Source organism: Peribacillus sp. Bi134 (assembly GCF_918698065.1).
Lineage (GTDB): Bacteria > Bacillota > Bacilli > Bacillales > DSM-1321 > Peribacillus.
Genome location: NZ_CAKKLN010000013.1, coordinates 32,888 through 57,214, shown reverse-complemented (window position 1 = coordinate 57,214; position 24,327 = coordinate 32,888). Strand labels below are relative to the sequence as shown.

Here is a 24,327-nt window from a genome sequence, read left to right as displayed (position 1 = left end):
TAATTTCTTAATGAAGCACCCACCAAATAAAATTTTTATTCTCTAGAATGATTTCTGATTGTATAAAACTTTTTAAGAAAAGCTAAAAATCACGCTCCATATTTTAAAGAATGGTGAGCGTAACTTGTAATACGGCGGTCTTACCACAGGAGGATTGATGAAGATGTATCCATTAAAAAGAGAAAAAATAGAATCGAACTCTTTTTTTGAAATAGACAAAAGCTTTACTCCCATCCCTTTTACTTGTAAATCATGTGGGGAAACCTATGATGAATCTCTTATGAAAATAGAATTGAATGTATGTCCGAAATGCCAATATCACTATCCCGTTACGGCTTATGACCGCATTTCAATGCTTACAGATAGTAGTTCTTTTTCGGAATTCAATAAAAGTTTAATTTCCGTTGACCCGTTGAACTTCCCTGAATATACAGATAAATTAATTTCTGATAAGAATAAGACTGCATTAAATGATGCGGTTATTACTGGGGAAGCTTCAATAGGTGGCTATCCGGTTGTGATTGGTGTCATGGATTCTCGTTTCCGTATGGGAAGCATGGGATCAGCAGTCGGTGAAAAAATCACAAGAGCCATTGAGAAGTCATTAAAAACACGAAAACCATTTATATTGTTTTCAGCAAGCGGCGGAGCTCGCATGCAAGAAGGAATTCTTAGTCTCATGCAGATGGCAAAAACAAGTGTTGCTTTAGAACAACTAAACTACGAAAAAATTCTTTTCGTATCCGTTTTAACCAATCCTACAACGGGTGGAGTTTCTGCTAGTTTCGCTTCATTAGGTGATATCAATATTGCCGAACCACAAGCTTTAATTGGCTTTGCAGGAAGACGCATAATTGAACAGACTATAAGAGAAGAACTTCCAGAGAATTTTCAAACCTCTGAATTTTTATTGGAACATGGGCAACTGGATATGGTTGTAAATAGGAATGAATTAAAACAATCATTAACAACCATTTTAAAAATCCATCATCTCAATTTCAGGGAGTGTTTTAAACGATGAATTTGCAAGAATTAAAACAACTGGAAAATCAAATTGCTGAACTGAAAGAGGTGTCTACAAAGCATAATCTTGACCTAAACGAGGTATTAAAAAATCTTGAGCAAAAAGTCAATGAAATCAAAATTCATCTTAATGAAAATATGGAAGTTTGGGATAAAATTCAACTATCTAGAATTCAACAACGCCCAACTACTTTAGATTATATCCACCATATTTTTGAAGACTTTATTGAACTTCATGGTGACAGACTTTATGGGGAAGACCCTGCATTAGTTTCAGGAATAGCTACCTTCGAAGGAATGCCTATAACTGTTTTAGGAAATCAAAAAGGTCAAAATACAAAAGACAATATCTATCGTCGTTTTGGCATGTCGCAACCTGAAGGCTACAGAAAAGCCATAAGGATTATGCAACAAGCCAATAAGTTCAATCGCCCCATCGTAACATTTATTAACACGCCAGGAGCCTTCCCAGGACGTGAAGCTGAAGAACGTGGACAATCTCAAGCTATCGCCCACAATCTTCGTGAAATGGCTAGTTTTGGAGTACCAATCATCTGCTTTGTAGTTGGTGAAGGTGGGAGTGGTGGTGCGTTGGCTCTAGGGATTGGCAATCGAATCTACATGCTAGAAAACACATTTTATTCGGTTATTTCACCTGAAGGAGCAGCAGCAGTGTTATGGAAGGATGCCGCACAAGCAAAACGAGCAGCTGAAGTATTGAAAATTACGGCTAAGGACTTGATGGAACTAGGGGTGATTGATGGGGTCATCAAAGAACCTGTTGGAGGAGCACATATTGACACCCCACTTCAATCGCAATTTATCAAAGAAACATTACGAAAGGCATTACAAGAACTTGGTCAATTAGATAAAGGCATTCTACGCCAACAGCGTTTTGATAAGTTTCGCAAAATTGGTGAGTATATGGAAGAAAGGAAATTTAATTAAGTAGATGAACAATTATTTTCCAACATGTTCATAGACCATTTCATATAGTCGATAGACTTAACAATACCTTCATATATCTTATAAGACAAAATATATTATCAATGTCTTTCCTCCCCAATTAACCTGAATTATTATATATCCTATTGTTACAATATTCATGGCCATGCCAAGTAACCCTCCAAACCCTTTTGGAAGGGCTTATCTCTGTTTTACTAAACTGTTAATTAATCTATATCAAGGTAAGTTCCTTTCCTATTAAACAAAGCATAAATTCAATGAACTTCTCCAACTTTATCGAACGACTTCACGTTTTAATTCTTCTGTATATGTTTTAAATGTTTGTCCCTTTTCCTCCATAAAAAAATCCCCTCCAGGTAGATTATTAAGGACATCTTGTCACTCTACTTGTAGGGGGATAATGGGATAATACTTCTTAAAAAAGGAATATCCCTAAAATGAAATTGATATAGTGCGTATTGATTCAATCATCTCCAACTGTTACTTCGGCTTAATCAACTGGAACCGATGATCATTTTTTCATCACTTCAAATTATTGTTTGTTTTGTTTCTTGGCGGTAAGAAACCTTGTCATTTAAAGGCTGCTAACGATCCTAACAAAGAAAGTTGTATTTTTTAATAATTAATCCAAATAAATTATTAAAAGAAGTCTCATGTCTATTTTGCATTCCTATGTTCATCAAAATCAATTTTGCAATCCTTTAGCGGAACTACTTTTGTTTTCTTAATGAACTTATATCCAAGCCACATTACCAGAAAGAATGGAATGCCAAGATAGGCAGCGAACACACTGGCCCAGTTAATTTCATCGCCGATAAAGGCCTGATAGTTTTGCGCCGATAAAACGAAAAAGCAAAGAGCAAAGGAAAATATCGGTCCAAAAGGAAACCATTTTGACTTATAGGGAAGATCGTCCAGTGAATACCCTTGAGCAATATAGGCTTTTCTAAACCGATAATGGCTCGCCGCTATTCCCAGCCAAAATATAAATCCAGTGACTCCAACAGCATTCATAAGCCAAATATAAATAACTCCATCACCGAAAACGGAAGCAAAAAAGGCCAGCATCCCTACAAGTGAAGTGACTGCCAGTCCCCAAATGGGAACGCCGCGCTTGTTAAGCTTCCCAAAAATACGCGGTGCCAGCCCTTCTTTTGCCATAGAGTACAACATTCGGCTCGTCACGTAAAGACTCGAATTTCCAGCGGATAATACAGCTGTCAAAATGATGGCATTCATCACGGAAGCAGCGAATGCCAGTCCCACTTTTTCAAACACCATCGTAAATGGGCTAACCATGATCGTGTGTCCTTGCAGACTGCCATTCGTATAAGGAACGATCAGTCCAATAACAAGTATGGCCAGGATGTAAAAGAGGAAGATCCTCCAGAAAATGCTGCGAACTGCACGAGGTACATTTTTTGCCGGGTCTTCACTTTCACCGGCTGCAACACCGACTATTTCTGTACCCTGAAAAGAAAATCCAGCAGCAATGAAAATACCCAATGTAGCCAAAAAACCACCGGCAAATGGAGCGTCACCAACTGTGAAGTTTTTAAAACCAATCGCCTCTCCATTCATGATTCCGAATATCATCAATATTCCTACTACTATAAAAATGATGATGGTTGCCACTTTAATGAGGGAAAACCAATATTCCCCTTCGCCATACCCTTTAACGGATACGTAATTCAATAAAAATATTAAAACTAAAAACAAAGAACTCCATAAAAAAGACGAGCTGTCAGGAAACCAAAATTTCATTACCATCGTTGCGGCAGATAGTTCCGCGGCAAGTGTCATCGCCCAAGTGAACCAATAGTTCCAACCAAGCGCAAATCCTAATGCTGGGTCGATGAAACGCGAAGCATAGGTGCTGAAAGCTCCGCTGACTGGCATGAATGATGCCAGTTCTCCGAGGCTTGTCATAATAAAATAAACCATTATACCAATTACGGCGTAAGCGACCAAAGCACCGCCAGGTCCTGCAGAGTGAATGGCCGGACCGCTTCCGAGAAACAGCCCTGTACCAATTGCACCGCCTAACGATATCATCGTAAGGTGGCGAGCTTTCAGCTTCCTTTGTAAAGTATTTGACGGCTGGTTTTTTTCATTTATGACAGGTGGTTGCAATTGCCGATTTTCCAAATTAGATTCCCCTCCAAAATGCATTTTTAATCTAGCACGAATAGGTAAAGCCAATCATTCCATCAATGGTCATTTCCTGCATTTATTACTATTTCAAGGTCATTTTCTCTAATGCTGAGACCTTTTTGGATTTCTGGGATCTATGTAGCATTTACATAACGATGTTAGGCTTAAAACCCAAAGGGCTATAAGCCTAACGTTCATTCGGATATTCCGCACTTCATATTATGTTGTAGGTAAACTCCTATGAATAAATGAATTCCAATCGATTTGATGTAACCAGCTTGCCGTTGCTTCAATATCTTTAGAAAAGATACGATCTTGTGTAATGCTTGGAATGAGCTTTCTTGCTTCCGTATAAAACTCTTTTGTAAACGGAGCCATCTTTTCTGTTCCGCGGTATTCCACCGCCTGTAAGGCACAAATGAGCTCAATCGCCAAAACGCGGCGTACGTTCTGAATGATTTGATGTGCGTGTCGGGACCCAATCGTTCCCATGCTTACATGATCTTCCTGGTTCGCTGAAGATGGAATGGAATCAACACTTGCAGGATGGGCGAGTGTTTTATTCTCAGAAACTAGTGAAGCGGCACAATATTGCATGATCATCGCTCCCGACTGCAAGCCAGGTGACGGACTTAAGAATGGCGGTAAATCATTCAGCTGAGGATTGACGAGTCGCTCAATGCGGCGCTCTGAAATGTTCGCAAGCTCGGCAACAGCGATTTTCATGAAGTCCATCGCAAATGCAATCGGCTGGCCATGGAAGTTACCCCCTGAAATAACCTTTTCCCCATCGTCAAAAATAAGCGGATTATCCGTCGCTGCATTCATTTCAATTTCCAGTTTTTCTTTTACATAATCAAGTGTTTGCCATGATGCCCCATGCACTTGCGGAATGCAGCGGAGCGAATAAGCATCCTGTACCCGCAGTTCCCCTTGCTTCGTGATGAGCTGGCTGCCGCTGATCATGCGACGAATCCGTTCCGCGACCTCTGTTTGCTGGCGGTAGCCTCGTGCTAGATGAACATCGGCATCAAAGGCATCTTCTATGCCGCGTAAACCTTCTAACGTCAGTGAAGCGATCGCTTCAGTTTGATGTGCCAGCTGTTCGGCTTCAATGTAATTGACGAGGCCCATCCCAGTCATGGCCTGTGTTCCATTTATTAATGCAAGACCTTCTTTTGCTTTAAGAGTCAGAGGAAGAATACCTTCCTTCGATAAAGCTATGATGGCCTCCATTCGCTCTCCTTTATAAAACACTTCCCCTTCTCCCATCAATACTAGCGCCAAATGGGAAAGCGGCGCCAAGTCCCCGCTTGCTCCAAGAGATCCTTGCTGAGGGATGACCGGATGGATATGGGCATTCAAAAGATCGATCAAACGTTCAATGACGACAGGACGCACACCGGAAAACCCTTTTAATAGCGCATTGGCACGGAGAAGGACCATAGCTCTCGAAACGACCTCAGGAAACGGCTCCCCGACTCCGCAAGCATGGGAATGAATCAAATTCCACTGTAGCTGCTCTGCGTCCTCTGCATCAATCAATACATCGCTGAATTTTCCAAAACCTGTTGTGATGCCATAGATGACTTTCTTTTGCTTCACGATATTTTCAACCGCTTCCCGGCTCTTTTCAACTTTCTTGACACTCTCGGCAGAAGCCGTGACAAATGCCTCCCCATATAACACTTTTTTTGCTTCTTCAATCGTTAAAGTTTGGCCCGTTAACATAATCATTTCCTGCACCCCTATTCTTTTTTTAAACAAACAAAAGGAGGCCGTATTGACAGACTTATCCAGTCTTTCAATACAGCCCCCTATTTCACTAAATAACTATAGGCTTTTAATTATTTAAATGTGGTTAATTCCCAAGCCAACGGCTTCATGTTCAAATCCCCGAACCGGTGCTCCAATCGTTCCATACACGGCTACAGCAATCCATTCACCTTCGTCCCCGTTTTTAAACGGCCTGCCCCGAACGATGGCAAACCGAAGTCCCGCAGTCCTCAAAAGACCGCCAAGCTCAACCTGGCCGCGTGTCACTCCTTGGAGTGCTTCGATGATCGCATGATACAGTGCATGCATTTCACGATACATATCGGGATTGACTAATCCAAGCCTTTTCGCTGATGTCTCAATGGCCGCAACTATTTTCTGCAGCTCCATTGAACCGACTTTACCTTTTCCATAAAGCCAATCCATCCGCTTAAGGTCATTCGTCAATATGACTTCTTCTTCTTCGTTCGCAAACGCGTACATGATTGCATGGCGCCCGATTCTTCTGTCGAATTCATTTGTCATGCAGGTACCTCTTTTACAATTTTCTAAATACACTAATAACTAAATATCATTGTAAGCGGATACAAGCCGTTCGGTCAATATATTTTTTAAAATAGTTCTTTTAGGGGATGATTCATCACTCCCGAGAGCCGCTTTCTGTTCGTACAGTTCTCATCAAAATTCTTTGAAAACTGCAAAAAAAACCATCCTCATAAACGTCCTGAAAACGGGCTTTTTTTTCTGCAAATTTTCTGTACTTCTTCATATTTATTAAATGTTTTTCACGAGTAAATAGATAAAATACGGCGCTCCTAAAATTGAAACGATAATCCCCACAGGCAATTCCATCGGGGCCAGCGACTATTAAACATGCCGATCGCATCATCGTTGTACAAAATGGGGAAATCATCGAACAAGGTGCCCATGATAATTTGCTCCATCAAGACGGAGCATATAAAAATCTGATCCTTGCCCAAACTGTATAGAATAGAGCTTGGCTAAAAGAAATCCATAAACGAGAAAAAAGGCCTCCCAACATTATTGGGAGGCCTTAAACTTTATGGGAAATATACATTCATTCATTCGTTTCCAATGCTTCATAAATTGCAGTTACAACACTTCCATAGCTTCCTGTTTTGAAGAGGTCGCCAAAAAACTGATTGGAATTGGCTACAGGGTTAACGAGCGGAGAGTGCTTTTTATTTGTTAGTAACACAATCCCTAAATCCATTTCCGGATCAATGATCGTGACCGTCCCAGTCCATCCAGTATGACCGTAGGCACTGTCGCTCGCATAAGGGCTGAACATCCATTCCATGCTAGCATCGCCATTTCGTCTCCACCCAAGCCCATATGTAGGATTCATCTCGGAAGGTGCGACGAATTCATCGATGGTTTCTTGATCAAACAACATATGTTTACCGTATCCCCCGCCATTCAGCATCACCTGCAGAAGGACTGCCATATCTTCCGTATTGGAGAAAAGACCGGCATGCCCTGAAACGCCTCCCATTGAATAAAATGCTTTTTCATCATGTACTTCCCCTTGAAGTGTGTATGTGCGAATGTTAGGGAAGTCTATCACGCCATCACGGGTGTTGCCAAGCAATTCAGTTGCGGCAAAACCCTTTGGCTTAAAGCCCTTTTGAAGAGGATTGAACTTAGTATTTTTTAACCCAAGCGGCTTGTACAATTCATGTTCAACATACGCATCAAGCTGCTTACCCGTTATTTCTTCAACAATGGCACCAAGCAGCATATAATCGACATCACTGTAGACATTCTGTGTTCCAGGTACATATGTGAGCGGTGTTTTTGAGATGAACTCGATGGTTTTATCCCGCTCCTGGGAATAAAGTTCTTTAGAAACCTTTGGATTATGGTATTGCGGATCGGGTCTGAACCCTGCTGTATGATGAAGAACATCAATAATCCTCAGATTGTCCTTTCCTTTGATTACATCCTTCTCCGTGTCTTTGAATTCAGGAATGTACTGCTGGACTCTTGCCTGGATATTTAGCTTGCCTTCGCTGACTAATTTTTGAATGGCAAAATTGGTTGCATACATCTTCGTGTTTGAAGCAAGGTCAAACAACGTGTCATTTTCCATCTTCTGAAACTTCTTAAGAGGCGTATGTTCATTAAACTTCTGTTTGTACCCGTAGCTTTCATTTTTAACGATTTTTCCGTCCTTTATGACAATCAGGGCAGCACCGGGGAAACCGGCTGCCACTTCCATTTCAATAAGCTGATCCACTTTTTCCAGCTTTTCAGACGAAAAGCCCGCTTCTTCCGGTTTTTTTGCTTTCTCTAATATTGGATACTGGCTTGCAGTCTCCTTACTCACAGCGGCTTCATGATTTGGATTTTCATTAGCAAAAGACACGGATGGTGCTAGTAAGGAAAGTGCCAGAATTGAACTAATTGTGCAGCTTGTCCATATATTCATCATTTTCCACCCCTTTGAAATCACTTTAGAAAATAAAGAGCAACTTTAGCGAAAGATAATAATCTCATCCATTCCGTTCTTTTTTCACCAGGATTCACAATCCGATAAAGTGTTAATCGTGTATGTTCCGGGTTGCGATTGGGGTATCTTATTCTCAAGTTGATAAATGCGACATTTCCCAAAATCAGTTAATATTTACAAATAATTCTCAATTTTCAGTATATGTTATTTCGAGCATCATTTCAATTTGATATTGATATTTTTAAAATTATATTTCAAATTGTGAGCATAAGTCATCCACAGTTCAAAGAAGAAAAACCAATGTTTATTAAAGCTCACTATTATCAATGAGTCATTTGGATAAATCGCTGATATCCATTTCGCCTCTACTTTGCGAAGTATAAATTAATGGCAAATACGGCTAATGGCTTTTTAACTTCATTGCATAAGAAACATAGAAGATATTAATACTATTTGAGAAATAAAGGAATTCCAGCTGCTATCTGAGACAAGTTTAGGGTGATAAAAATGTGGAAAACGATTGTTTCCTACCTTCCAGAATGGCAGGTTTTTATACAGGCTTTCATTGTGTTTGTTATTCCGTATCTAATCAGCAAATTGTTTAATTTGCTTCGCACCTCAAAGGATGAGTGATGATGATGAAAGAGTGGATATCAAAGATTGGTAAAAAAGGAAAGGGTAACGAAAAAGACAAACAAGAAGCATATACCTCCCAAGATTCAACACATCAGTTTACAGATAATCTTAATTTTAATCTTGAATGTGTTAAGCAAGAAATTGGCCATAATTGGGATGTGCATTTTCGGGAATTTAATCTAGGGCGAACCGGTATACGGTCAGTTATCATTTTTGTGGATGGACTATCGGATAAAGATCTCATTGATCAGCATATCATGCCATCATTGATGGTTGATTTTTCAGCAGAATATAAACAGAACACTCCCTACCTCAAGGGAAGCATTTCAAAAGAATTCATAAAAAATGAAGTGTTATCCATTAGTGAAATAGAAGCTGTCCGTTCCATTAAAGAGTTAGCGTCTAAAGTACTAACAGGTTCTACCGCCCTTTTAATTGATGGATCATTGGATGCGCTGATCCTAGGAACTGCAAAACATAAAACAAGGGCGATCGAGGAACCGGTATCAGAGGCATTAGTCAGAGGTCCACGGGTCGGTTTCACTGAATCATTGAGTGATAATACATCTTTTTTAAGGTGCAGTGGTGAAATTGAGAATTTATCGTTAGTAAAATTCCAAGTAGGAAAGCGTTCAAAAAAAGATTTGGTTGTCGCTTACATAAAAGATATTGTTGATCCCGAATTGGTGCAAGAGGTGGAAAATCGAATTAAGAAAATTGATATTGATAGTGTGCCGGAATCAGGTTATGTAGAGCAACTTATCGAAGATAATTACCTTAGTCCTTTTCCGCAGGTACAGAATACAGAGCGTCCTGATCGGGTGATCGCTGCTTTGATGGAAGGTCGAGTGGCCATCTTGTTAGATGGGACGCCATTCGCTTTGATCGTTCCGGTTACATTGAGCATGATGTTGCAATCACCGGAAGATTATTATGAAAGGTGGATTCCTGGCACATTCATTCGTATGCTTCGTTACCTCGCAGCTATTCTGGCTCTTTTTACACCCTCTTTGTATATAGCTTTCATCTCATTTCATTCAGGGTTGATTCCGACCAAACTGGCCATCTCCATTATCGGAACCAGGTCCGGGGTTCCGTTTCCGGCACTTATCGAAGCATTATTCATGGAAATGGCCATAGAAATTTTGAGGGAAGCAGGACTGCGATTGCCTAAGCCAATCGGTCCCGCAATGGGAATTGTCGGCGGTTTAATCATTGGGGAAGCTGCTGTACAGGCAGGGATCGTTAGCCCTGTTTTGGTCATTGTAGTAGCCTTAACCGCCATTTCATCATTTTCCATTCCGCACTATAGTATTGGGATTACATTACGGATTCTGCGTTTTCCAGCTATGATTTGTGCTGCTACATTTGGATTATACGGGGTCATTCTCTTTTTTCTTTTAATGGTCAGTCATTTAGTGAAATTAAAAAGCTTTGGTGTGCCTTACTTGAGTCCAGCCGTTCCTTATCGCTTAAGTGAGTGGAAAGACCTGATAGTGCGAATGCCACTTATGATGATGAAACGCCGTCCAAAGATGTTGCATACAAAAAACCCCATACGTAAAGGATAACCTATCGGTGAAAGGGTGGTTAAAGAATGATTCTCAGCCCGAAAGACAAAATTACAACTCCACAAGCAGCTGTCATTGTCATCAACTTCATACTCGGCACAGGATTACTCACCCTACCCAGATCATCTACGGAAAAGGTACAAACACCAGATGTATGGATAAGCGTTATTTTAGGCGGAGTCATCACAATAACCGCGGGGCTGATCATGGTCAAATTAAGCCAACAGTTTCCCGAAAAGACCTTCTATCAATACATCAATGCAATTGTAGGAAAATGGCTGGGTGGGTTACTAAGTTTAGTTGTAATATGTTACTTTCTTACAACTTCCAGTTTTCAGCTCCGTGCAATGGCGGAAGTAATAAGGTATTTACTTCTGGAGGGTACGCCTACTTGGGCAATCATCATGATTTTCATGTGGGTAGGTCTTTATCTCATCATCGGCGGCATTAACCCGATGGCCCGTCTTTTTGAAATTATTTTACCTTTGACAGTTATCCTTTTTTTGGTTGTTACCTTCATGAGCTTTAAAATATTCGAGATCGATAATCTGCGTCCGGTATTAGGAGAAGGAATCGTCCCTGTACTGAAAGGAGTAAAAACAACGGCTCTCGCTTTTTCAGGGCCTGAAATCATGCTACTGCTTATTCCATTTATGAATTCACCAAAAAAAGCAGTAAAAGCCCTGCTTGTTGGAGTATCCATTCCATTGATTTTTTACGTGATAACGGTCGTAATGGTTATCGGGGCATTATCTATTGATGGAGTGGTCATGAGAACATGGCCGACACTTGATCTTATCCGAAGTTTTGAAGTCGCCGGGTTGATCTTTGAACGGTTTGAATCTTTATTGCTCGTTGTCTGGATCATGCAAATATTCGCCACATTTACGATTACATTTTTTGCAGCCGCTTTAGGGCTGGCTCAAATTACGAAAAAAAGCATTCACCCATTCATGTTTGGTTTGCTTCCGATTCTCTACATCTTTGCCATGATTCCGAAAAATATCAATGACCTATTTAAGCAAGGAGATTTCGTCGGCAATATCGCCATGTTTTTATTTGGTTTACTCCCCCTTCTACTGCTTATCATCTCAAGAATAAAGGGAGGGAAAAAATATGAAACAATCACATAGCAAGACGCGCCCCCTCTACATTTCCCTCTCTGTTCTTTTGTTCTTATCCCTTACAGGATGTTGGAGCAGTCATGAAATTGAAGAGCAAAGTTTAGGTATAGGTTTGGCATTCGATAAGGCCAAGCAGTCCACCATCGAGAAAAAGTTAAACGAACAAGGGGGGGGTTATTCAAAAAGGAACCTGATTACTGCAACCTATCAATTTATCACTCCACAGGTAGCGAGTTCGACAACGAAACAATCCGGACCACAACAAAAATCTTATGTTAATGTTTCTGAAACTGGAGACTCCATGCATCAAATGGTTCGTGAATTATCACTGAGAAGTGAACAACCCGTAACCGCGCACCATATGAAAGTGGTTGTTATCGGTGAAAACCTTGCAAAATCGTATAAGTTGGAACAAATACTTGATCAAAATCTACGGGAAAGTGAGCTTAGACCAAGCTGCCTTGTGCTCATCAGTAAAGGAAGAGCAAGCAAAACACTGGAAACAAAGAAGGCAGGGGAAATTCCAGCGTTCCGTCTGGCTGGCATTGTAGAAAATGCATATCGAACAACGAGGATTTTGCCCCCCATGTCACATATTAAAGTAGAAAGCAAGATCAAATCAGGGTCTAGTTTTCTGATGCAAAAAGTTCTATCAGCAGATGGGCAAGTCAAATTTGCCGGAGCTGCCGTAATCAATGGAAAGACGCACAAAATGACTGGTACTTTAAATGAAGAGGAACTGGAGGGCGTAACATGGATAACAGGTAAGGGAAAAGGCGGTGTAGTGAAAAGCTTTGATAAAGAAACCGGTGAGCCGATTGTATATGAAATAGAGACCATGAAAAGCAGTATCATACCACGTGTTAAAGGAGACAGCATCTCTTTTGATGTAAACATTGAATCAGTGGGGAGACTATCTGAAAACTGGGTAGTTTCAGGAGATACTTTTAAAAATGAATTTCTAAAAAAAGCAGAAAAATCATCAGAAAAAGAAGTGAAACGCTTGGTGGGGAATGTTTTAGAAAAAATGCAAAAAGAATACAAAACGGACGTTGCCGGCTTCGGAAATCGATTGAGAATTGAGCACCCCAAAGTATGGAATAAGGTCAAAAAGGATTGGGACCAAACATTTAGTGAAGCTCCGATCAACTACGATGTAAAATTAACTCTTAATGATTATGGAACAACAGGAGGATCAAAGAAGTGAAAAAATGTTGGAAATGAAAACTATTTCTTGAACATTATAAAGGCTATTAAATGGGGTCCATGGGAATACATATACGATGAGCATGAAAAGGTCCCCCACAGTAAACTGTGGGGGGCCTTTAACTTTATAGTCACTCAAGGTCCTGCATAAAACCTTAACCCTGCACCAAGCGAGGACATATTCTATTTATATACCACTCAATTGAACATAGCATCTTTCATCTTGATATATTCAATTGAAGCAATCAAAGCCCATACACATGAATGATCTGTTGTGTTTTAACCTAATTTTTTCGTTCAACATATCTTATTAGCTTAATTCCACTTTAGTAATTTCAGATAAATAATCCCCACTTAAAATCGAGCCTTCGTCTGCAACAACATATTCGATGACAGTCGGGCTTATGGTTCGAATATAAACAAAGGCCGAATCATCCACATACTCAATTCGAAGCTTTTTCCTCTGTGCCTGCTTAATATCAAGCTGGTTGGTACTAGCTTCCGGCAGGCTTGTGTAATAAATTTCAAAATCTTCTTCTGACGCATCAATGAAAAGATGCCATTTGTTATACTCTTCTTCTTGATCAATCATTGTTTTTAATTTACCTTTTCTCCCGATGCCAAGAAAATACTTGAACTTTGATTCACCATTCACCATATCGCGGTCAATAACTTTTATACTTCCGCCTTTTCTGCTTTGTACAAGTCCAAAGGCAACGCCCGTTTTTCCTGTAGGAGCGGTTAATATATCTCGGTTAATCACTCTGTTTCTCTCTTCTTGCTTTAAATAAGCGCCTTCTGTCCCCAGTGGCGGGAGAATCTCAAAAAGATCATTAGATACTTCTCCCCAGTTTTGAGTGCTCTGCACTTCTATTTCAATCCATTTATTAAATAGATTCATGACGACCGGGGATTTACTTGAATTACCTGCAAGGAGGATATTCACTTTATTAATTCTACTGTGTTCTGACCGGGCAAAAGCGCGCCTTAATGACTCAAAGAAATTTTTAATGCCTTTTTCAATTCTTTCCTCAATCAGTTGTTCCATTTCATCTTGATCGATCAAAAGTTCCACATTGAGTTTTGCGTGACCCGCTTTGTCAAACAAGTCAGCCCGGATCATGCCTTTTCCAAACTGTTCCTCATACCGTTCATGCCTTTCCCAAAGCGGCCTTAATTTTTCTACCAATTGTTTCGTATTTAAATAGGATTCTTGTGACTCATTTATCAGCGTTTCACTTCCGGGAAATTTCACACATTCTGCTGGGAGAGTAAAAGGAATGTTTAGCTCACGCATTGTTCTTTGGTTGTTTTTAAACACTTGGAACGCCAAAAGCTCTAGCATGTTCTCCCCACCTAAATAACGGTCCCCTCCCGCTGCAAAATGCTCGATGACATAATCATACCTGCTTTCTTTCAAGCCCGCTTCACGCCAAATCCCAAAATCAAAATCTGTCGTTCCTCCACCAAAATCAAACACGCCATAGTATGTTTTTTCATCCTCTTCAGGTTCAAACCCGTATTCCTGTAACGCACAAACGGCATAGGCAGCAGGTTCACTCGCCCCAGCGGTGACACGAAACTTTTTCATTAATTCTTCATCCTGCTGAATCGGCATAGGAAGCGTCTTTTTTAACCCACGCTCAAAACACTTCAGAATTTTTTCCCTTACCTCTTTTTCATACGTCACCGGGAAAGATAAGGTGTAGTCCAGGTAAATTCCATTGTTCTGGTTATTGATATACAAACCGAGGTAGTAGGCATATAATTCAATTGGATTGATTTCCTGATCGGTTAAGTCCAAAAAGGAACGCAGTACAACGGCATATCCCCTCTTGTCCTTTAATCGGAGTTCGTTTCTCTTTTCTCCAGCCCACTGCTTTAAATTATTCAATATGGAATAGTAATGGTCACTCTTTCCATTCATCAAGTTGTTAAGGGCATTGTGGGAAACCGTCACATCCTGCCACCTTGTATCCGGTCTTCCTTCTTTTTCTTGATAAAGCTCCAGGAAATGTTCTAAATCGATAAATTCGATCACGGTTGGATTTTCATAATGCCAGTCTTGTACTTCCGTGTTAAGGTAGCCAATCCCTATACGCATGGGAAGAGTAAAATCACTTTCTTCTTGATGGACGACCACTGTACTTTTCGTTCCAAAGTCAATGCCAACTATGCCGTCCTCCCTGATATCCATTTTAGGGTTTCTGGCCATTATTTCTTCGTTCAGTTTTATCGTTAAAGGTTTTTCAGCAGAGTGGACAGGCCATAAATCCCAATGTCCCCGGTTTGGATCTGTTAACATCTTTTCGTCATATGTATCAATATCAGCTCTTACTTTTTCAGATTTTAAAAGCTTCTCATAAAACGTCTTGGAATCGATAGCGATCGATGGCAATTCTTTTAGAAAACTTTCCTGATCTAAACCCTTTAATTGATATAATTCCAGTAAATACTCATACTCCTTCTGGCGTTCTGCGCTTAATCCACTTGGTACCAATCGGTTTTCCAGCCAGAGATGGAGAGCCATTCGGTCATTGATTTCAAAGGCATTTTCCGCATTTAAACGGAAAACGGGAACGAAAAATCCCTTTCCCAGCAAATTTGTTTTTTGATTTACTACATCGAAGCTTTGAATGTCGTACCCGTTGGATTTAAACGCTATCGATTTAGAAGAGTTAGCCGTTTGATTGGCAAATATCCTAGAAATGGAAGGGTTTTTACTCGCGGAGTAATCATCTAAAGCTAGTATTCTCTTATATACAGGGTGATCGGTTGTATTGAAACTTTTCGCAGCTTCTTCCCGTGTCATGGCATCACCCTTAAAACCGGAAACGTCCAGATGCTTTTTGTAGTCAAAATCCTCGTCCACTAATTCATAGTATTTTCTATAAGGAAATAAAGCTGCGATGTTGTGATCATATATAATATTCCCATTATTCATGTAAACCCATCTGGAACGGAGCATCTTTTTAATGTCTTGAAAGAAGCTCGCTTCATCCTTGAAGAAGGTTTCTTCTGCACTCTGATATAAATGGCTGATTAAAGATCTCACTTCTTTATAAGTCATTGAAATGGCAGAGACCGGAACGGTTTGGGAATCAGGTGAGAATAGAACCTGCTCTTCGTTCTTATTCATTAAGTATATGGAACTGTCTATGTTGTTTTTTTCAGCTAAGCTTGTTACGTTCTCATGCGGCTCTTTATCTTCTATCGTTTCTTGTTTTTCAACTTCTTTTAATAATTCTTCTGAAATTGCATCACCAGAATCCAAATAACATATCAGATCACCAATCTTGACTATAGTGTCCTCCGCTACATTCAATTCTTTAAGGGTTCCTTCCTTTTCTGAAAAGAGGTCAAATTCGATGCCCTCACAGCTGAATTTGGCTAAGCTTTCGCCAACCGTAATATAATCGCCTGGCTGCTTATACCATTGCATAAGAAGGATTTTTTCAATGCCTTCTTCAATCTCTGGGATAATAATCGATGTCATTGTATTTCTCCTTTAATATCATTCTCTTTTTCGCCGCTAGATTCTCACAACGGATTTTTTAATGGTTTTACCATTAATGCTTATATAACCCGGCAGCAGGATGTCCGTAATGTTCCCTGATATTTTGCTATTGAGGGCCCTTATGTACAAGTCTTCCCTGAAGACCTCATTCATTTTCACTTGCTGTATTTTATATAAAGGGGTATCGTATGTTTTACCGTATTCTTGAAAGAAATACATAAAAAGGGCGAGCAAAATCTCTCTTTCCTGCTCTCTTCCTTCCATAATCTCGTTTTTGATAAAATCCCACAAAGATGAAATGTTTTCATATTGCACACCACAAACAATGAATTCCTGCACCGACCCGCCCTTGAAAATTCCTTTTAACGAACTTTTAGTGGTTTCGGATAATTGTTGAACAGCTTCGTAAAGTTCTTCCGCTTCCCGATAGTCAGCTCTTCTCTTTTGCAATTCAGTATAATAGGCTTCCATTTTCACATTTAGATGGGTAATCTTTATTTGGTACTCACTAATTTCCTCTTTCTTCGACTCAATCTCTTGTTGGAGTCTTGCTATTTCTTTTTCTTTTCCTCTCAGCAGCTCCTTATATTCCCCCATTTGACTAAACGAGGCCGCTTCAGCTATTGCTTTTATCTTTTCAATGACCCTTTCGTCTTGAAGGGAAACCATTAATGACTCAATAAAACCATCATCTAACTCTTTATTCATCTCTTCACTCCTTTCAAAGTGTTAACCAAACCTATTCGCTCTGTATATGTATGAAAAAGTTTTTTTGCCATAGAAAAATCCCCTCCCAGATAGACTGTTAGGAGAATACAACCATAACTTATATTCCAAGAAAGCAGTAGTGAGATTACTTATTTTCAAAAATGCGTATATACCGTATTAATGAAGTATTGATAATATGATGCTTACTATCACTTTTCACAATAAAATACTCACAGTGCTCCATCCTTTTCAAGACTTCTTGTAAAACATCCTCTTTTTTACTGCTCAATCCTTTTTTTATTTTCTCCCACTTAACATCAGCGTCAAGAGTATAACAAACATTGAATTCCTTTAACAGGTTAATCTTCCCCTTAAATGCTTTAGTTTCTTTATCTGTTTTTATTGTTAATATCTAATCCGAATTCAATAATCAACAGTATTAAATCATGTGATTTTTCCTCAATCCGATATACTGTCTCCATAGTACTACTTAATAATATTCGTTATGATCATATTGTTTAAGTGGGTTGAAATAACTAGGGTTAAACAGCCTGCTTACTGGATAAGAAAAGGCCTCCCATCAATAAACTGTGGGAGGACTTCAACTTTAAAGACATTCACATGTTAGATGAGCACCGATGATTACACACGCTCCCCATCCTATACAAACGCGAACAAAAAAAGCCCTTCTCGTTTGAGATGGCCTCTAGTTATGCTGTTTCAGCGCAATCATTTAACTTTTAAATCGCATTGCTTGTTGCTAGTGGACTCTTGATTGTTCGCATACATGTTTGTATGGGAGCTTAAACAAATTATCCATAACAGCAGTAACACAATCCTCGCAATAATAATTGACGAACTCTCTACCTTGTTCAAAAAGTGGTGTCATCGTATCTATGTCAGCCCATTTAAAACAGTAAATACACATTTGCCTCATGATATATCACTCCTTTTTCATGCAGAAATAATTGGTAATAATCAAAAGAAGAATATGTGCTACCTGTCGACATCATTCATGAAACGATACTCTTTCTTCGTAAGTAACCCCGACCATTAATAGGCACAGCATAGAAATAAACCGCTATCATTTATATACCACTTTACCTGAATATTAAACCACCCCAAAAACATTATTCGTTGCCGTCGATCTTTTCACCAAGATTCTTTCTCTTTTGGTGGAATTTCACCCAGGATTAAAATTTGCGTTTACTCCGTTTCCTTATTGGAAATAACATAATAAATCTTTTAACTATAAACAGAGTAGGAGTGATATTTTTGAAAAGGCATTCCAAAAAAATCAAACATAAAGCAAAAACTACTTTGAATAAAATAAAGACTAATATTAAGGAAACATTATTTGATATCTCAGACATTCGAGCAACATCTGTACAGCAATTGGCTGATTTTATACAACATCACCCTGATACAAAAGTCACCAAGAAACAAATGCTTGGAATTTCCTATGCCTTCTATAGTTTAGAAACAGAAGGGTATCATTATTATTTAGAAACCAACAAATCCAAAATTTTGCAGTTGGATGGGTATTATAAGAATAAAAAAATGGTATCTTATCGATCATATAGGGATTATTATCATTTAAATACACCATTTAAATTTCCCATCTGAAATTTTGAGTCTAAGTTATTTAAAGGCTTGTACAATTTGAACATTGTTTTACCTCTCAAGAAACTCACTTTCCTTGCAGGAGTCTCACACCAGTTCCAATCAACTTTGTTTTAACATTTAAATGGACCCCTTTTGTTACATAAAAAAAGAGCTGCCAAAGCAGCTCTCTTTTTGAAGGAAGGTACCTTCTCAAATTCATGAACGGTCATTGATAAATGCTTGTCTCTTTTGTCTCTTTCCATCACTGCCAGTTTGTGTGAAAGACCCCTGCTAAATCACGTCGCTCATAGGTATGTGCCCCAAAATAATCACGTTGTGCTTGCAGTAGGTTAGCATTTGAAATGCCTGTACGATAACTATCGTAATAAGTAAGTGAAGAGCCTAAACATGGAAACGAGATGCCAGAATTTATTCCCTCACAGACAACCTTTCGCAATCCTGCCTGGTAATTTGCAACCTTTTCAGCGAAATATGGTGAAATCAATAAATTGGCCAGATTCGGCTGCTCTTGATAGGCTTCGCTAATGACATTTAAAAATTCTGCCCGAATGATGCAGCCGCCGCGGAAAATAAGCGCAATATCCTTTAAAGGCAAGTCCCAGCCGTTAAGTTCAGAACTCATTTTATATTGAGTGAAACCCTGCGCGTATGCACAAACCTTGCCCATATATAATGCTTGCCTAATATAGTCAATCCACTCATTTTTATCTAATTGTTGCTGAACGTTCTCAGGCCCTGTTAGAATGTTTTCTGCATGAACCCGTTCTTCTTTTAAAGCGGAAATGTAGCGAGCAAACAAAGACTCGGTAATTATCGATGCTGGTATTCCGTTATCAATTGCTTGCATACTGGTCCATTTCCCTGTGCCTTTTTGTCCTGCCTTATCAAGAATCACATCGATCAAGGGTAAGCCCGTTACTTCATCTTTCTTCCTTAAAATTTCCGCTGTGATTTCGATTAAATAACTTTTCAGTTCGCCTTCATTCCATGTTTCAAAGATGTCAGCAATTTCATTAACCTCTAAATGCAATTTTTCTCTTAAAAACGTATAAGCTTCGGCGATTAATTGCATATCCGCATACTCAATCCCGTTATGTACCATTTTCACAAAATGACCTGCCCCTTTTGGACCGATATAGGTACAGCAAGGATCATCATTTACTTTGGCTGCGATTTTTGTCAGGATTGGAGCTACTTTTTCATAGGCGTCCCTATCTCCGCCTGGCATGATTGAAGGTCCTTTTAACGCCCCGACTTCCCCACCGGAAATACCAATTCCTACATAACTGAATCCTTTAGATTTCAATTCATCATATCTGCGTTCAGTATCTTCGTAATGGGAGTTACCGCCGTCCATGATAATATCGCCTGATTCAAGATGAGGAAGTAATGAAGTGATCACCGAGTCGATCGGTTTACCCGCAGTCACCATTAGAAAAATCTTTCTCGGTGTTTCCAGTGACTGAACAAAGTCTTGGATCTCGTAATATGGATGAATCGACTGACCGTCCAATTCAGCAACAAGCTGATCCGTTAAATCTCTTGTGTAGTTATAGACAGCCACTTGTTCCCCTTTACTAGCCATATTTAAAGCGATATTACTGCCCATTACCCCTAAACCAATGACACCAATTGTATTGTACATTTTATTTCTGCTCCTTCTATGTAAGAATAATAGGCAGTAAATCCCTGCCATAAGTGGGGGATTTACTGCCGGGAAAGGCTTATACAAATAAGCTTAGTAATAGAATAAATCCTAATCCAGCTACTGAAATAATTGTCTCAAGCAAAGTCCACGTTGCAAATGTTTCTTTCATGCTTAAACCAAAATACTCTTTAAACATCCAGAAACCAGCATCGTTAACGTGTGAAGCGATTAAACTTCCCGCTCCTGTCGCAAGTACAACTAGAGCAAGGTTAACGTCCGTCTGACCTAACATCGGAATAACTAAACCAGCTGTCGTTAAGGCTGCAACGGTAGCAGATCCCAATGAAATACGCAGGATTGCCGCGATGATCCAAGCAAGCAAGATTGGTGATAATGATGTTCCTTTGAATAATTCAGCTACATAGTCACCTACACCGCCGTCGATCAATACTTGTTTGAAGGCTCCGCCGCCCCCAATGATCAAGAGCATCATTCCGATATGCAGAATCGCTGATGTACAGGATTCCATAATATCTTTCATTGGAATCTTTCTTGCTAACCCCATTGAATAGACCGCAAATAATAAGGAAAGTAACATGGAAGTACCTGCTTCACCAATAAAACGGATAGCTGCCAGTAAACCATTATCTTCAAATCCGATTGTTTTTTGCATCAAAGTGATAATCGTAGCAATTGACATTAATATAACCGGAAGTAAAGCGGTAAATACACTGATTCCAAATCCAGGTGTATCTTCAAGTTTAAATGATTTTTGTTCTCCTAAAGAGGCAATGCTGCCTGTTTTCGTAAATGATTCAGGTACTAATCTTTTCGCTATTTTCGTAAATACTGGTCCAGCCAAAATAACGGTTGGAACCGCAATGATGAAGCCATAAAGTAAAACCTGGCCAATGTCTGCACCATATTCACCAGCAATAACGGTTGGTCCTGGGTGCGGCGGTAAGAAACCGTGTGTTACGGATAATGCCGCTACCATTGGAATACCAAGATACAATATCGAAACTTTTAATTCCCTTGAAATCGCAAAAACGATTGGAATCAATAATACTAAGCCCACTTCAAAAAATAAGGCGACACCGATAATAAATGACGCTGCCACGACAGCCCATTGAATATTCTTTTCCCCGAATTTTTTAACAAGGGTCATGGCAATGCGTTGCGCTCCGCCTGAATCTGCGATCAACTTACCCAACATCGCTCCAAGTCCAAAGATTAACGCTAAGTGGCCAAGTGTTCCGCCTAATCCAGCTTCAATGGTTTTGACAATTCCGTCAAGTGGCATCCCAAGTGCTAAAGCCACTCCAAACGATACAATGATCAAGGAAATAAAGGTGTTTAATTTTAAGCCCATTATTAAAATTAATAAGGCGACAATTCCTAAAGCGACAATAACTAATGGCATTGTAATCCCCCCATGTCTTTACTTTGCAGCATTTATTAAGTTTCTTTGATAATCCGCAATCTGTGTATACTCGTTTTCCAATACCCTTGATAGGTTAATGAAAATCGGCAGCAGCTGCCTATATTCTTTTACAGAATCGGCTATCGGTGTGTGCTTGTGGGTATTGCCTATCATTTCAGAAACTACTTCGAAGGAATCAATTTCCCCAGCGGCATATAACCCTAATATACAAGCACCAAGGCATGAACTTTCGTAGCTTTCTGGTACCACGACTTCCGATTCGAAGATATCGGACATCATTTGCCGCCAAACCGCCGACCTTGCGAAGCCTCCCGTAGCTTGAATTCGGGTCACGGGACCGTCCATGCATTCGGTTAAGGCTAAAAATACTGTGTATAAATTGTAAATGACTCCCTCTAGAGCCGCTCGAATCATATGTTCTTTCTTATGCGACAGTGTTAATCCGAAAAATGAACCCCGTACGTCCGGATTCCATAATGGTGCACGTTCACCTGCAAGATATGGATGGAATAACAATCCATCAGCGCCTGGTCTTACGCGTTCGGCAATCTTGGTCAAAACTTCATAAGCGTCGATTCCGAGTCTTTTAGCCGTTTCCACCTCAGAAGAAGCAAATTCATCGCGAATCCAGCGAAGGACCATCCCGCCATTGTTTACCGGCCCGCCAATCACCCAATGCTTTTCCGTTAAGGCATAGCAAAAGATTCTTCCTTTTTCGTCTGTTTTCGGCTCGTCAATAATCGTCCGAATCGCACCGCTCGTCCCAATCGTGACAGCGATTTCACCTTTACGGATAGCGTTTACACCTAGATTTGAAAGGACACCATCACTTGCCCCAATGACAAAAGAGGTTTCTGGATCAATCCCGATCTGTTTGGCTAAATCCGGGTCACAGTTGTTAAAGATTTTTGTTGTTGGTACGAGTTCAGATAATTGATCACGCGTTATTCCAGCAATTCTTAGGGCTTCCTCATCCCAATCCAAATTTTTGAGATTCAACATGCCCATCGATGAAGCAAGGGAATAATCGACCACATATTGATCAAAGAACTTTTTAAAGATATATTCTTTAATCCCGATATATTTTTTAACATTGGTTGCGATCTCCGGGCGATCATTCACGATCCAGGTGATCTTGGATAATGGCGACATCGGGTGAATCGGTGTTCCTGTTCGTTTGTAAACTTCATGCCCATCTAATTCATCCTTTATTTTATGGGCCCAAGCTTCACTGCGATTATCTGCCCAAGTGATGCATGCGGTTAGCGGCTGGTCATTTTCATCCATAGCTATAACACTATGCATCGCACTGCTAAATGAAATGAATGTTGGTTTTTTATCTGGATGCTGCTTCGTTATATTTGAAAAGGCTTTCAGAACAGCCTGGAAAATCTCCTCAGGGTCTTGTTCCGCCGTTGTCATATCCGGTGTGTAAAGAGGATAGCCAATATTCTCTTGCTGGATGACATCGCCTTTTTTCGTGAATAGTACAGCTTTTGTACTTGTTGTACCGATGTCTACACCTAACATATAGCTAGTCATTTTCTTGTTCGACTCCTTTTGAAAGCATCTGTTGGGCCATCCATAAGTCTTCAACTTTCTCTTGAACATCATCAAAGTTTTCATGTAACGACTTAATCATGATGTCTCGATCTTTTGTTTTGATCGCATCAATATAAAGTTGATGATTATTTATGATCCGTGTAAAGTCTTCATACTTTTCTTTAAAACGACTGCGCATGGATAGAAGAATCAAACTTTCCATCACAGGTTTTAAATTATCCCAGATCATCAGGATGTAGGAATGATCGATGGATCGAATGATCGTTTCGTGGAACAGAACATCCTGATAGGAAAACTCATCCGCATCAAGGTATTTTATGGACACTTTCATCATTTCCAATATTTTACTAAGTTCCATTACCAATTCATTCGTGTTCATCCTTACTAAACGTTCAAATACAAACGTTTCGATGAGTATACGTACATCATAAATTTCTGAATACTTTTTTTCTGTTAAACCAATGACAACCGCACCCATTCTTTCTAATCGGATGATATTTTCAGAGGCCAGTATTTTTAACGCTTCACGAACTGGTGAGCGGCTTACACCAAAATCAGCAGCTAATTTATTTTCAGATAGGATGGCACCGCTTTCAATCATCCCCGAAATAATACGCATTCTAAGCTCGGATGTAACACGATCACCAGCTGAAGCTTTTGAAAGCCATTTTACAGGATAAAGAAATTCCTTTGATTCAGCCATATATTCACCTCTATTAGAGTTCAAGTACACTTGTATACAAGTATTATAATCTTAAAATAATTAGTAATGCAAGTTTTTTAAATTCAATTGGATTCTCGTTAATATAGTCAAGTTTATTGGGAGTTTAGAAGGTTCTGGGGCAAAAATAATGACGAACCACATGGTGGTAATATCTGTTAATCAAGGGAT

16 protein-coding genes and 1 pseudogene are annotated in these 24,327 nt (G+C 39.7%); 6 read left to right on the top strand and 11 right to left on the bottom strand.

Annotated features, from left to right (window positions below; translation table 11 throughout):
• Nucleotides 1–163: 163 nt before the first annotated feature.
• Together accD and LQ188_RS24315 are read left to right on the top strand one after the other, a co-directional pair.
• Nucleotides 164–1,021, top strand: a complete 858-nt coding sequence (gene accD, locus LQ188_RS24320; RefSeq protein WP_230178649.1) for an acetyl-CoA carboxylase, carboxyltransferase subunit beta — start codon at nucleotides 164–166, stop codon at nucleotides 1,019–1,021.
• Nucleotides 1,018–1,971: an acetyl-CoA carboxylase carboxyltransferase subunit alpha gene (locus tag LQ188_RS24315; RefSeq protein ID WP_101225641.1), complete on the top strand. Its 954-nt coding sequence runs from the start codon at nucleotides 1,018–1,020 to the stop codon at nucleotides 1,969–1,971. Before accD ends, LQ188_RS24315 begins: the two co-directional genes overlap by 4 nt.
• Nucleotides 1,972–2,646: 675 nt before the next feature.
• Here LQ188_RS24315 and LQ188_RS24310 read toward each other — a convergent pair.
• The 5 genes and pseudogenes from LQ188_RS24310 to pbp4b all read right to left on the bottom strand — a co-directional run bounded on the left by LQ188_RS24310 (nucleotide 2,647) and on the right by pbp4b (nucleotide 8,371).
• Nucleotides 2,647–4,044 (bottom strand): amino acid permease, encoded by a 1,398-nt coding sequence (locus LQ188_RS24310; RefSeq protein WP_230178663.1) that lies wholly within the window; start codon nucleotides 4,042–4,044, stop codon nucleotides 2,647–2,649.
• A gap of 318 nt (nucleotides 4,045–4,362) precedes the next feature.
• A complete protein-coding gene (hutH, locus tag LQ188_RS24305; protein WP_101225639.1) occupies nucleotides 4,363–5,880 on the bottom strand; it encodes a histidine ammonia-lyase in 1,518 nt (505 codons plus the stop codon).
• Between the two features lie 114 nt (nucleotides 5,881–5,994).
• Nucleotides 5,995–6,444 carry a hut operon transcriptional regulator HutP gene (gene hutP / locus LQ188_RS24300; RefSeq protein WP_101225638.1) on the bottom strand — a complete coding sequence of 150 codons (450 nt, stop codon included), beginning with the start codon at nucleotides 6,442–6,444 and terminating at the stop codon, nucleotides 5,995–5,997.
• A gap of 249 nt (nucleotides 6,445–6,693) precedes the next feature.
• Nucleotides 6,694–6,798: pseudogene (locus LQ188_RS24295) on the bottom strand (iron chelate uptake ABC transporter family permease subunit); the annotation flags it as partial.
• Between the two features lie 199 nt (nucleotides 6,799–6,997).
• Entirely contained in the window at nucleotides 6,998–8,371 is a 1,374-nt protein-coding gene (gene pbp4b, locus LQ188_RS24290; RefSeq protein ID WP_101225637.1) for a penicillin binding protein PBP4B, read from the bottom strand.
• A gap of 653 nt (nucleotides 8,372–9,024) precedes the next feature.
• On the opposite strand from pbp4b, the gene LQ188_RS24285 reads away from it, so the two are divergent.
• Genes LQ188_RS24285 through LQ188_RS24275 form a run of 3 tightly spaced genes read left to right on the top strand, consistent with a single transcriptional unit; the run spans nucleotide 9,025 to nucleotide 12,930 of the window.
• Complete coding sequence (locus LQ188_RS24285; protein ID WP_101225636.1) at nucleotides 9,025–10,599, top strand: spore germination protein; 1,575 nt, start codon at nucleotides 9,025–9,027, stop codon at nucleotides 10,597–10,599.
• A 26-nt stretch (nucleotides 10,600–10,625) separates the two neighbouring features.
• Nucleotides 10,626–11,732, top strand: a complete 1,107-nt coding sequence (locus tag LQ188_RS24280; protein ID WP_101225635.1) for a spore germination protein — start codon at nucleotides 10,626–10,628, stop codon at nucleotides 11,730–11,732.
• Nucleotides 11,716–12,930: a Ger(x)C family spore germination protein gene (locus tag LQ188_RS24275; protein WP_101225634.1), complete on the top strand. Its 1,215-nt coding sequence runs from the start codon at nucleotides 11,716–11,718 to the stop codon at nucleotides 12,928–12,930. Before LQ188_RS24280 ends, LQ188_RS24275 begins: the two co-directional genes overlap by 17 nt.
• A 309-nt stretch (nucleotides 12,931–13,239) precedes the next feature.
• Here the strand turns inward: LQ188_RS24275 and LQ188_RS24270 are convergent, their stop codons facing one another.
• Together LQ188_RS24270 and LQ188_RS24265 are read right to left on the bottom strand one after the other, a co-directional pair.
• A complete protein-coding gene (locus LQ188_RS24270) occupies nucleotides 13,240–16,425 on the bottom strand; it encodes a biotin/lipoyl-containing protein (protein ID WP_230178647.1) in 3,186 nt (1,061 codons plus the stop codon).
• A gap of 36 nt (nucleotides 16,426–16,461) precedes the next feature.
• Nucleotides 16,462–17,154: a hypothetical protein gene (locus LQ188_RS24265; protein WP_101225632.1), complete on the bottom strand. Its 693-nt coding sequence runs from the start codon at nucleotides 17,152–17,154 to the stop codon at nucleotides 16,462–16,464.
• A gap of 1,275 nt (nucleotides 17,155–18,429) precedes the next feature.
• On the opposite strand from LQ188_RS24265, the gene LQ188_RS24260 reads away from it, so the two are divergent.
• Nucleotides 18,430–18,780 carry a hypothetical protein gene (locus LQ188_RS24260; RefSeq protein ID WP_101225631.1) on the top strand — a complete coding sequence of 117 codons (351 nt, stop codon included), beginning with the start codon at nucleotides 18,430–18,432 and terminating at the stop codon, nucleotides 18,778–18,780.
• Between the two features lie 241 nt (nucleotides 18,781–19,021).
• Here LQ188_RS24260 and gnd read toward each other — a convergent pair whose 3' ends face one another.
• The 4 genes from gnd to LQ188_RS24240 all read right to left on the bottom strand — a co-directional run bounded on the left by gnd (nucleotide 19,022) and on the right by LQ188_RS24240 (nucleotide 24,138).
• Complete coding sequence (gene gnd, locus LQ188_RS24255; RefSeq protein WP_101225630.1) at nucleotides 19,022–20,425, bottom strand: decarboxylating NADP(+)-dependent phosphogluconate dehydrogenase; 1,404 nt, start codon at nucleotides 20,423–20,425, stop codon at nucleotides 19,022–19,024.
• 79 nt (nucleotides 20,426–20,504) lie between these two features.
• Entirely contained in the window at nucleotides 20,505–21,851 is a 1,347-nt protein-coding gene (locus LQ188_RS24250) for a GntP family permease (protein WP_101225629.1), read from the bottom strand.
• Between the two features lie 18 nt (nucleotides 21,852–21,869).
• Nucleotides 21,870–23,414 (bottom strand): gluconokinase, encoded by a 1,545-nt coding sequence (gene gntK / locus LQ188_RS24245; protein WP_101225628.1) that lies wholly within the window; start codon nucleotides 23,412–23,414, stop codon nucleotides 21,870–21,872.
• A complete protein-coding gene (locus tag LQ188_RS24240) occupies nucleotides 23,407–24,138 on the bottom strand; it encodes a GntR family transcriptional regulator (RefSeq protein ID WP_101225627.1) in 732 nt (243 codons plus the stop codon). Before LQ188_RS24240 ends, gntK begins: the two co-directional genes overlap by 8 nt.
• Nucleotides 24,139–24,327 lie beyond the last annotated feature (189 nt).

Coding starts and splice junctions, on each gene's coding strand:
- hutP (WP_101225638.1), bottom strand. CDS start 6,444: ATGACAAATGAATTCGACAGAAGAATCGGGCGCCATGCAATCATGTAC.
- accD (WP_230178649.1), top strand. CDS start 164: ATGTATCCATTAAAAAGAGAAAAAATAGAATCGAACTCTTTTTTTGAA.
- pbp4b (WP_101225637.1), bottom strand. CDS start 8,371: ATGAATATATGGACAAGCTGCACAATTAGTTCAATTCTGGCACTTTCC.
- gnd (WP_101225630.1), bottom strand. CDS start 20,425: ATGTACAATACAATTGGTGTCATTGGTTTAGGGGTAATGGGCAGTAAT.
- LQ188_RS24240 (WP_101225627.1), bottom strand. CDS start 24,138: ATGGCTGAATCAAAGGAATTTCTTTATCCTGTAAAATGGCTTTCAAAA.
- LQ188_RS24250 (WP_101225629.1), bottom strand. CDS start 21,851: ATGCCATTAGTTATTGTCGCTTTAGGAATTGTCGCCTTATTAATTTTA.
- LQ188_RS24310 (WP_230178663.1), bottom strand. CDS start 4,044: ATGATATCGTTAGGCGGTGCAATTGGTACAGGGCTGTTTCTCGGAAGC.
- LQ188_RS24285 (WP_101225636.1), top strand. CDS start 9,025: ATGATGATGAAAGAGTGGATATCAAAGATTGGTAAAAAAGGAAAGGGT.
- LQ188_RS24280 (WP_101225635.1), top strand. CDS start 10,626: ATGATTCTCAGCCCGAAAGACAAAATTACAACTCCACAAGCAGCTGTC.
- LQ188_RS24270 (WP_230178647.1), bottom strand. CDS start 16,425: ATGACATCGATTATTATCCCAGAGATTGAAGAAGGCATTGAAAAAATC.
- LQ188_RS24315 (WP_101225641.1), top strand. CDS start 1,018: ATGAATTTGCAAGAATTAAAACAACTGGAAAATCAAATTGCTGAACTG.
- hutH (WP_101225639.1), bottom strand. CDS start 5,880: ATGATTATGTTAACGGGCCAAACTTTAACGATTGAAGAAGCAAAAAAA.
- LQ188_RS24275 (WP_101225634.1), top strand. CDS start 11,716: ATGAAACAATCACATAGCAAGACGCGCCCCCTCTACATTTCCCTCTCT.
- LQ188_RS24265 (WP_101225632.1), bottom strand. CDS start 17,154: ATGAATAAAGAGTTAGATGATGGTTTTATTGAGTCATTAATGGTTTCC.
- gntK (WP_101225628.1), bottom strand. CDS start 23,414: ATGACTAGCTATATGTTAGGTGTAGACATCGGTACAACAAGTACAAAA.